The organism is Luteimonas deserti (assembly GCF_013425765.1).
GTDB lineage: Bacteria > Pseudomonadota > Gammaproteobacteria > Xanthomonadales > Xanthomonadaceae > Luteimonas > Luteimonas deserti.
This window is the reverse complement of the sequence record NZ_JACCJZ010000020.1, coordinates 884,649-894,294: the sequence shown is the minus strand read 5'-3', so window position 1 is coordinate 894,294 and position 9,646 is coordinate 884,649. Positions and strand designations below refer to the sequence as shown.

General features: G+C 71.8%; 9 protein-coding genes and 1 pseudogene. All 10 read right to left on the bottom strand.

Features of this window, described 5'->3' with window-relative positions; all coding sequences use genetic code 11:
* Positions 1-444, bottom strand: a pseudogene (locus H0E82_RS16635) (hypothetical protein); the annotation flags it as partial.
* Positions 441-896, bottom strand: a complete 456-nt coding sequence (gene fliJ, locus H0E82_RS16630; RefSeq protein ID WP_180546549.1) for a flagellar export protein FliJ — start codon at positions 894-896, stop codon at positions 441-443. The pseudogene H0E82_RS16635 and the gene fliJ, both read right to left, overlap by 4 nt.
* Positions 893-2,284: a FliI/YscN family ATPase gene (locus H0E82_RS16625; protein ID WP_180546548.1), complete on the bottom strand. Its 1,392-nt coding sequence runs from the start codon at positions 2,282-2,284 to the stop codon at positions 893-895. Before H0E82_RS16625 ends, fliJ begins: the two co-directional genes overlap by 4 nt.
* A complete protein-coding gene (locus H0E82_RS16620; RefSeq protein ID WP_180546547.1) occupies positions 2,281-2,892 on the bottom strand; it encodes a FliH/SctL family protein in 612 nt (203 codons plus the stop codon). The genes H0E82_RS16625 and H0E82_RS16620 overlap by 4 nt, the downstream gene beginning before the upstream one ends.
* Positions 2,889-3,878 (bottom strand): flagellar motor switch protein FliG, encoded by a 990-nt coding sequence (gene fliG / locus H0E82_RS16615; RefSeq protein WP_180546625.1) that lies wholly within the window; start codon positions 3,876-3,878, stop codon positions 2,889-2,891. Before fliG ends, H0E82_RS16620 begins: the two co-directional genes overlap by 4 nt.
* 10 nt (positions 3,879-3,888) lie before the next feature.
* On the bottom strand, positions 3,889-5,583 hold the full coding sequence (fliF, locus tag H0E82_RS16610) for a flagellar basal-body MS-ring/collar protein FliF (RefSeq protein WP_180546546.1): 1,695 nt from the start codon (positions 5,581-5,583) through the stop codon (positions 3,889-3,891).
* Between the two features lie 29 nt (positions 5,584-5,612).
* On the bottom strand, positions 5,613-6,002 hold the full coding sequence (gene fliE, locus H0E82_RS16605; protein ID WP_180546545.1) for a flagellar hook-basal body complex protein FliE: 390 nt from the start codon (positions 6,000-6,002) through the stop codon (positions 5,613-5,615).
* A 296-nt stretch (positions 6,003-6,298) separates the two neighbouring features.
* Complete coding sequence (locus H0E82_RS16600) at positions 6,299-7,756, bottom strand: sigma-54 dependent transcriptional regulator (protein ID WP_180546544.1); 1,458 nt, start codon at positions 7,754-7,756, stop codon at positions 6,299-6,301.
* Positions 7,753-8,148 (bottom strand): response regulator, encoded by a 396-nt coding sequence (locus H0E82_RS16595; RefSeq protein WP_180546543.1) that lies wholly within the window; start codon positions 8,146-8,148, stop codon positions 7,753-7,755. Before H0E82_RS16595 ends, H0E82_RS16600 begins: the two co-directional genes overlap by 4 nt.
* 10 nt (positions 8,149-8,158) lie before the next feature.
* Positions 8,159-9,565 (bottom strand): RNA polymerase factor sigma-54, encoded by a 1,407-nt coding sequence (gene rpoN, locus H0E82_RS16590; RefSeq protein WP_180546542.1) that lies wholly within the window; start codon positions 9,563-9,565, stop codon positions 8,159-8,161.
* Positions 9,566-9,646: the final 81 nt, after the last annotated feature.

Below are 9,646 nucleotides of genomic sequence, written 5' to 3'. Positions count from 1 at the left end.
GCCTGCCGGCGGCTGGCCTGGCGAGGGAACCGGGCCGGGAACGGATATCGACACCGGCACCGGCACCGGCGTCGGTGCCGGCGGCGTCTCGAGCGGCGCAGCGTCGTCGGCGAACCCGAGCAGGCCGGCGAGTCCGGCCGGCGGCCAACCGGGCAGGGCCTGCTGGACGTCGACCAGCGCGGGCTCGGCGGGCTCCGCGGTGGCGACGACCGGGGCCGCGGCTCCGGCGGCGGCAGCCGCGTCGAGCGCCGGATCGGACGCCGCCGGTGTCTCCACCGATGCGGACTTCGGCCCCGCCTGCGCCGCATCCACGGTCTGGCGACGCTGCAATGCCTTGGCGAACGCGTTCGAGCCTCCCCCGCCGTCGGGCGCGGCTGCAGGTCCCCGTCCTGACGCGGGCATCGCGGCGGGCGGAAGTGCGGGCGTGCCGATGGCAGGCGTCATGCGTCCGCTCCATCGGCGGCCGCCAACTGCGCGATGCGCGCCCGGCGCGCGCCGAGATCGTCGAGCTCGCGTTGCGAGCGGCGCTCGTCGACCTGGCGCTCCTGGGCCCGGTAGCTGGCGGCCAGCTGCTCGAGCACCTGTTTGTCGCGGCTCGCCAAGAGCAGTCGGCCGCGTTCGACCTCGACCGTCTGCCGGCTGTTGTCGACCGCGCGCGACTGCTGCTCCACCGCCGACTGCAGGCGGTCGAGGAAGGCGCGCCGGTTGGCCAGCTGGGCCGGGCTGGTCGCGGCGAGCTGGCTCTGGCCGTACTCGTCCGCGTAGCGGCGCAGCTCGTCGAGCTGGGCCTCGTGCTGGGCCAACATGCTCTGGCGCTCGGCCAGTACCCGTGCGGCGGCGTCTTCGCTCTCCTGGGCGCGGTTGAGCAGCGGGTCGAGGCGGCGGGATTGCTTCATGCGGTGGAGTCCTCGGGATGCAACAGGCGCTCGAGCGCCTCACGGCTGTGATTGAGGTCGGCGGCGTGGGCGATGTCCTGGCCCAGGAATTCGACGATCTCCGGCCAGCGCGCCAGGGCCTCGTCGACCGCCGGATCGGCGCCGCGCTGGTAGGCGCCGATGGCGATCAGGTCGCGGTTGGCGGTGTAGGCCGAGATCAGCCGCTTGAGCGAGCGGATGCGCAGGCGCCAGGTGTCGTCGGCGATCTCGGTGACCACGCGGCTGACCGAGGATTCGACGTCGATCGCCGGATAGAGGCCCGCATCTGCGATCCGCCGCGAGAGCAGGATGTGGCCGTCGAGGATCGCGCGCGCGGCATCGGCGATCGGATCCTGCGGATCGTCGCCCTCGGTGAGCACGGTGTAGAAGGCGGTGATCGAACCGCGACCGGCGGCGCCGTTGCCGGCGCGCTCGACCAGTGCCGGCAATTTCGCGAACACGCTCGGCGGATAGCCGCGGGTGGTCGGCGGCTCGCCGACCGACAGGCCGATCTCGCGCTGGGCCTGGGCGAAGCGGGTCAGCGAATCCATCAGCAGCAGCACGTTGAGGCCCTGGTCGCGGAACCATTCGGCGATGGCCGTGGCGCGATAGGCACCGTGCAGGCGGGCCAGCGGCGGCCGGTCGGCCGGCGCGGCGACGACGACCGCGCGGCGCAGGCCCTCCTCGCCGAGCGTGCTCTCGACGAAATCGCGCACTTCGCGGCCACGCTCGCCGATCAGGCCGACGACGATGACGTCGGCCGCGGTGAAGCGGGTCATCATGCCGAGCAGGGTCGACTTGCCGACGCCGGAGCCCGCGAACAGGCCCACGCGCTGGCCGCGGCCGATCGGCAGCAGGGCATTGATCGCGCGCACGCCGACATCCAGCGGCTGGATGATGGGTTCGCGCGCCAGCGGATTGATCGAGACGCCGGCCATGCCGACGCTGCCCTCGGCGCGGATCGGCCCCTTGCCGTCGAGCGGCACGCCGTCCGAATCGATGACGCGGCCGAGCAGGCCTTCGCCGACCTCGACGCCGCCGCGGCGCAGCACCGGCACCACACGCGCATTCGGCAGCAGGCCGTGGGTCTCGGCGCTGGGCATCAGCGAGGTCCGGTCGCCGGCGAAGCCGACCACCTCGGCCTCGACCCAGCCGCCGTCGACCTCCACCTTGCAGGTGGCGCCCATCGGTGCCTCGCAGCCCACGGCTTCCAGGGTGAGGCCCACGGCACGACGCAGAATGCCTTCGCGCACGAGGCCGCGTCCGGCCGCGGGATCGGGACCGGTCGCGTCGAGACGGGTGGCCAGGCGCAGGTTGCGTGCGGTCAGCCAGTCGGCCGGATCGGCGAAGGGCAGGGCGACGGGGCTCACGTGCGTGTTCCCGCACGGCGGAGCACCGTGTCCAGCACACCGCGCAGACGGGCGTCCAGGCTGCCGTCGATGCGGACGGTCTCGGCGTGCACGCGCAGGTCGCCACGGGCCAGCGCCGGATCGGCCACCAGGCGCGTGGCCGGGGCGAGCGTGAGGATGGGCGACAGCGCCGCGATGTCGTCGGGATGCAGGCGCACCTCGACCTCGCGGGCCATGCCGCCGGCCGCGTCCACAGCCTCGCTCACCAGTCCGGCCAGCAGTTCCGGCTCGGCCTCGTAGGCGTGGCCGACCAGACCCCCGGCAACGCGCACTGCGAGATCGCCGAGCGCGGCGACGACCTCGTTCTCCAGACGCACCAGCGGCCGCGAGAAGTTGTCGAGGATGCCCTCGATCTGCGCCGTCAGGCGGCGCATCTCGCCCTGGGCCTGGGCCAGACCTTCGGCCCGGCCCTGGGCCAGCCCGTCCTCGTAGCCTTCGCGTTGGGCGTCGTCGCGGATCTGCTGGATCTCCTCCAGCGACGGCGGATGCGGAATCTCGACCGGCTCCTCTTCCCGGGCGACGGGCGGCGGCTCGAGGTCGGGGGCCAACCAGCGCACGGCGCTGCTCATACCAGCGCCTCCGCGGTGCCGCCGCCGAGCGAGATCGTGCCCTCATCGGCCAGGCGGCGGACCAGGGTGAGGATCTCCTTCTGGGCGGCCTCCACATCCGACAGCCGCACCGGCCCGCGCGCCTCCATGTCCTCGAGGAGGATCTCGGCGGCGCGCTGCGACATGTTGCGGGTGATCTTGTCGCGCACCTTGGGATCGGCCCCGCGCAGCGCGATGCCCAGACGCTCGCCCGACACTTCGCGCAGCACCGACTGCAGCTCGCGGTCGTCGAGTTCGTTGAGATCGTCGAACACGAACATGAGGTCCTGGATCCGCTGGCCGAGCACCTCGTCGACCTTGCGGATCGCCGCGAGCAGGCTCTGGTCCGGACCGGTGTCCATGAAGTTGAGGATGTTGGCGGCCACCTTGATGCCGCCCACGGCCGAGGACTTGAGGTTCTGGTTGCCGGCGAACTGGCGCTCCATGATCTCGTTGAGCTCGTTGAGCGCATTGGGCGGAATGCCGTCGAGCGTGGCGATGCGCAGCAGCACGTCGGCGCGGGTGCGCTCGGGCAGCAGCTTCAGCGCATCGGCCGCCTGGTCGGGATCGAGATGCGACAGCACGATCGCGATGATCTGCGGATGCTCGTGACGCACGAGATCGGCGATCGCGCGGGGATCCATCCACTTCAGCGTATCGAGGCCGGTGGTGTTGCGGCCGAGCAGGATGCGGTCGATCACACCGCCGGCCTTGTCGGCGCCCAGCGCCTGCACCAGCACCGCACGGATGTAGTCGTCGGCGCCGACGCCGAGCGAGGTCTGCCGGTCGAGCGCGCCGGAGAAGTCCTCCATCACGTGCGCGACCTGCTCGCGGCTGACCGCGCCCATCGTCGCCATGGCCAGGCCCAGCTTCTGCACCTCCTTGGCGTCCATGTGCTTGAGCACCTCGGCGGCGTCCACTTCGCCGAGCGAGAGCAGCAACACGGCTGCGCGCTGGACGCCCGTCAGGGCGTTGAGATCATGCGGCCGCTTCATCGTCCAACCATCCCTTGACCACTTGCGCGACGCGCTTGGAATCCGTCTTCACCGCCTCGCGCGCGGTGCGCAGGCGGTCCTCGTAGGCATCCGACGGCAGTGCGATCGGCGCACGGGCGTCGGACAACGCATTGATGTGCGCGGTGTCTTCGGCCAGCGCCGGCAGCGGCTCGTCGAGCAGGGTCACCTCGGCCGTGGCCGGGGTCTTCGGCGTCGGGGCCTTGGACGGACCGGCGATCTGGCGCACGGCCGGGCGCACCACACCGAACAGCAGGGCGAGCACCACCAGAGCGCCCAGCGCCAGGCGGGCGATGTCGCGCAGCATCGGCTGCTGCCACCACGGCGGTGCATCGAAGCCGTCGGACTGCTCGCGCACGAACGGGGCGTTCATCACCGAGACCGTGTCGCCGCGGGCCTCGTCGAAGCCGACCGCCTGGCGCACCAGAGCCTCGATCCGCTGCAGTTCGGCGGCGGTGAGCGGTTGCGTCGTGGTCGTGCCGTCCGCACCGGCGCGCGGCACGTGGTCGACCAGCACCGCGGCGCTGACCCTGCGGATCCGGCCCGGCGGCTGCCGGGTGTGGCTGAGGGTACGGTCGAGCTCGTAATTGCGGGTGGAACTGCGCGAGGTGTCACCGGCGCCGCCGGCTCCGGTGGCCGCGGCCACCTGGGCGTCGAGCGGCGCGGGGTTGATCGCGGTGTCGGGCAGATTGGGGGTGGCGCCGGGCACGCCCTGGGCGCCGGCTTCTCGGCTGGCCGACTCGCTGAGCTGCTCACTGCGCAGCTTGGGCGGCTCGGCGTTGTACAGCTCGCGGGCCTCCTCGCTGACCGAGAAATCCATGTCGACGGTGACTTCGGCGTTGACCCGGCCGGCGCCCGCCATCGGCTCGAGCAGTTCGCGGATGCGCTGGTTGAACGAGGTTTCCTGGCGACGCACCTGCTCGAACTGGATCGCGCTGAGCGCGGCCGCCGGATCCTGCGCATCGTTGCTGAGCATGCGGCCGTTCTGGTCGACCACGGTGACCCGGTCGGGGGCCAGGTCGGGGATGCTCGAGGCCACCAGATGCACGATCGCGTCGACCTGGCCACGCTCCAGGGTCGAGCCGCCGCGCAGTTCCAGAACGACCGAGGCACTCGCGGCCTCGCGCTGCCGGGTGAAGGCCGAGGGCTTGGGAATCGCCAGGTGCACCCGCGCGTCGCGCACCGGCCGCAGTGCGGCGATGGTGCGCACCAGCTCGGTCTCGAGCGCGTGCTGGTAGCGCGCGTTCTCGACGAACTGGCTGACGCCGAAGCCCGGATCGCGTTCCATCAGCTCGAAACCGATGCGCCCGGATTCGCCCAGACCCGAGCCTGCGAGCTTGAGGCGCGCGTCGTGCACGTTGGCCTCGGGCACCGCGATCGCACCGGAGCTCTGGTCGATCTTGAACGGGATCTGCGCTGCACGCAGCAGGTCGGTCGCCTCCGCGGTGGCCTTGGCGTCGAGCCCCGCGTAGAGCGGCACGTAACCCGGTTTCTGCGCCCAGAAGAACACGATCAGGCCGACCGCGATGGCGGCCGCCAGCAGCACCATCTTCGCCAGGCGACCGGCGAGCTGCATCTTCTCCAGGCGATCGAGGACATCGACCGCCTTGCGACTGGCCGCATCGGTGTTGAGGGCTTCCTTGGACAGCGTGATCGCCATGGTCTTCGCTTATTCCTGTCCTGGCCGCATCACAGCGGCATGTTCATGACGTCCTGGTACGCCTGCACCAGTCGGTTGCGCACTTCCACGGTGGCGCGGAAGGCCACCTGCGACTGCTGCGAGGCCACCATCACCTTGGCCAGATCCGCGCCGGGCTCGCCCAGCTCGAACGCTCGCACCAGCGCGCCGGATTTCTGCTGCGCGCCGTTGACGCCTTCCAGCGCATTGCGCAGGGTCGCGCCGAAGCTCGGCGCCGACGCGCCCGTCGGCGCCCCGACGCCCTGCATGCCACCGATCCCGCCGTTCACCGCGATCGCGTCGCTGCGCGGCGCCTCGGCGGCCGGCATCGGCCGCGACTGGGCCACCTGGCCCTGGTAGCTGCGGATCTGCGAGAGGATCGAGTTGACGGAGTGGCTCATACGGAACGTCCGGGGACGGAAACCTGTCAGCGGTGATGCAAGACGCGTGCCGCAGCGGACGGAGCGGGGCGACGGCCCCTTGACGCCTGCCAGCCACTGGCCGCGAAGACCCCCTCCGGGGCGGGTCCGGCGCGCAGGCGGGCCGATGCGCGATCCCGCCTCACGTCCAGGGCGACGGCACCCTGCGGAGCTGCCGATGGCCGTCTGCGCGATTCCCATGCCGCCGCCCGCCGCCCGCCGCGCGATGCATGGCAGGGCCGCATGGTGGGCGCCCGGCACAGGGCAGGCGGTAGGGCTCAGGCCGCCAGTTCGCGCTCGATGCCGTACTTGCGGAGCTTCTCCGCGAGCGTGGTCCGGCGCAGACCGAGCAGCTGCGCGGCGTGGGCCACCACGCCCTCGCTGCGTTCCAGCGCTTCACGGATCAGGCCCAGCTCGATCCGCGCCATGTGGTCGCGCAGGTCCATGCCGTCTTCCGGCAGATGCGCGGCGTCATCGGCGGCGACGGCGACGGCGGGCGTCGAGGCGGCCTGCACCGCAGCCGGCAGGGCCGGGGGCGCGGACGGCGCATCGGCGACCAGCGGCGGCAGATCGGCGAGCAGGTGTTCACGGTAGCGCTGCGGCAGGTCCTGCACGCGGACCAGCCCGCCCGGGTTGAGCACGGCGAGGCGTTCCACCAGATTGCTGAGCTCGCGCACGTTGCCCGGCCAGGCGTAGCCGGCCAGCGCATCGAGCGTGTCGGCAGCGAAGCGGATCTCGCCGCGGCCGTTGCGCCCCAGCTGACCGGCGATGGTGCGGACGAGATCGGGCAGATCGTCGCGGCGCTCGCGCAGCGACGGCATGTCGATCGGAAACACATTGAGGCGGTAGAACAGGTCCTCGCGGAACTGGCCGTCGCCGATGCGCGCCTCGAGGTTGCGGTGGGTCGCGGCGATCACGCGCACGTCGCACTTGATGCTCTGGTTGCCGCCGACGCGCTCGAAGCAGCGCTCCTGCAGCACGCGCAGCAGCTTGACCTGCATCGGCAGGCTCATGTCGCCGATCTCGTCGAGCAGCAGCGTGCCGCCCTCGGCCATCTCGAAGCGGCCCTTGCGCGCCGACAGCGCGCCGGTGAAGGCGCCTTTCTCGTGACCGAAGAGCTCGCTCTCCAGCAGCTCGGCCGGGATCGCCCCGCAGTTGATCGCGACGAACGGGCCGTCGCGCCGCGCCGAGCGCTGGTGGATTGCGCGCGCGGCGACCTCCTTGCCGGAGCCCGACTCGCCGAGGATCAGCACGGTGGTGTCGAACGGGGCCACCTGGTCGATCATCCGGCGCAGGGTCTGCACCGCGGCACTGGTGCCGGTCGGGCCGCCGCCGGGATCGGCCTTGGCCAGTGCCTCGGCATCGAGCCGCTTGAGGCTGGCCATGCGCAGCAGGTTCTCGAGCTGGGCATGGCGCAGCGGTGACTCCAGCGCCCAGACGCCGGCCTCGTGCAGTCCGTGGGCGGCCGCGAACGTCGCCGGCTCGCCGTCGAGCAGCAGCACCGGCGGGGGCACCGCCGCCTGGCCGAGCCAGCCGAAGAAGGCCTGCGCGGCCGCGGCGTCGTCGATCGTGCCCACCAGCACGGCCATCCAGTCGCTGGGCCGGTTGCGCGCGGCCGAGACCTCACCGGGCTCGGACACCCAGCGCGGACGCAGGTCCATGAATTCCAGCAGCGTACACAGGCGCTCGGCGCGGCCTTCGTTGCTGTCGATGACCAGGATGCGGGATTCGCTCATGACACGGCTCCATCTCGCGGGACATCCGCGTGCACCGATTCGAGGATCTGCATGACGTCCTGGATGTAGGACAGCTTGCTGACGAAGTTGTCGGCGCCGGCGCGGGTGGCGTGCTCGCGGTGCTCGGCATCGTCGAAATGGCTCGCGATGACGATGTAGGGCGGCGCGTCCTGGGCCTTGATCAGGCGCGTGGCCTGCAGGCCGCCCATTTCCGGCATCGCCAGGTCCATCAGCACCACGTCGGGACGCAGCGTCTCGGACTGGGCGATCGCTTCCAGACCATTGCCGGCCGTGCCGACGACCTTCAGCCAGTCGACCTTGCGGAAATGACGCTGCGCGGCGTTGATGAAGCCTTCGTGGTCGTCGACCAGGAGTACGTGGATCGTCTGCATTCCGGTGTCCTCAGCCCGCACGGGCGAGCAGGGTGGGGCGGGCGCCGCGACGGCGCGCGCGCGCCGGGGCGATGTCGAGTTGTTCGCGGTACTTGGCGACGGTGCGCCGGGCGATGTGCACGCCCTGGCGGGCGAGCAGGGCCGCGATCGCGTCGTCGGCCAGGGGACGCTGGGCGGGCTCGGCCTCGATCAGCCGGCGCACCATCGCCCGCACCGCCGCGCCGGAGACATTGGCGCCGTCCAGCCGCACGGCGAAGAACCGCTTCATCTCGATCGTGCCGCGCGGGGTCTGCAGGAACTTGCCGGTGGTGATGCGCGACACGGTGGACTCGTGCATGCCGATGGCGTCGGCCACGTCCTTGAGGGTCAGCGGGGCCATGGCCTCTTCGCCGCGTTCCAGAAAGGCCGCCTGGCGCTCGACGATGACCCGGGCCGTGCGCAGCAGGGTGTCGTAGCGCATCGACAGGCCACGGGTGAACCAGCGCGCCTCCTGCAGCATCTCGCGCATCGGCGCGCTGGTCTCGCCGTCGGCGAGGGCACGCTCGTAACCGGCGTTGATGGAGACCCTCGGCGCGGCGGCCGGATTCAATGCCACGCGCCAGCCGGCATCGGCGTGCCAGACCACCACGTCGGGAACGACCGCGGTGCTCTCGACCGGAGCCCCGGCTTCGGCAGGACGCGGATCCAGCGACAGGATCAGGCGCACGGCCTCGTGGACGTCGGCCTCCTCGCATTCCAGCTGGCGGGCGACGCCGGCGATGTCGTGGGCGCCCAGCAGAACCAGGGCCTCGTCGATGACGCGGCGTGCGAGACGGCGCGCGGGCACGCGGCCCGCCAGCGCGTCGAGCTGGGCGAGCAGGCACTCGCGCAGATCGCGGGCGGCGACGCCGGCCGGGTCCCCGGCCAGCATTGCCTGGCGCACCGCCTCCACCGCGGCCGCGCTGCGCGCGAAGCGCTGCGACGCGGTCTCGAGCAGGCTGTCGTAGGGCGCGGCCAGGTAACCGGCATCGTCGCAGTGCTCAAGCCAGAAGCCGGCCACGGCCAGGTCGTCGGCCGACATCGTGACGGCGAGGCGCTGCAGGATACGGAGGTGCGGATCGCTGGATTCCCCGGCCGCGATGCGTTGCAAGCCGTCCTCGTCGTCGCCGCTCCAGCTGGCGCCGCGCACGTCCCACATGGAGGATTCCGGCAGCTCGTCGAACGCGGCGACGTCGGAGGCCGCCTCGCTGCGTTCCGGCATCGGGCTTGCAGGTGTTTCCTCGTCGAGCTCGAGCAGCGGGTTCTGCTCGAGGATGCGGCGGATCTCCAGCTCGAGCTGCAGCCCGTCGAGCTGCAGCAGGCGGATGGACTGCAGCAGCTGCGGTGTCATCTGCAGGTGCTGGCCGAGCTGCATCGAGGTGGTGTGGCTGGCTTTCATGGCGTGCCCGGATTCCGTCACGGCGCGCCCCGCGCCGGTGAAAGAATCGTGAAGCCGTCGCGACGGATCCGCTATCGGGGC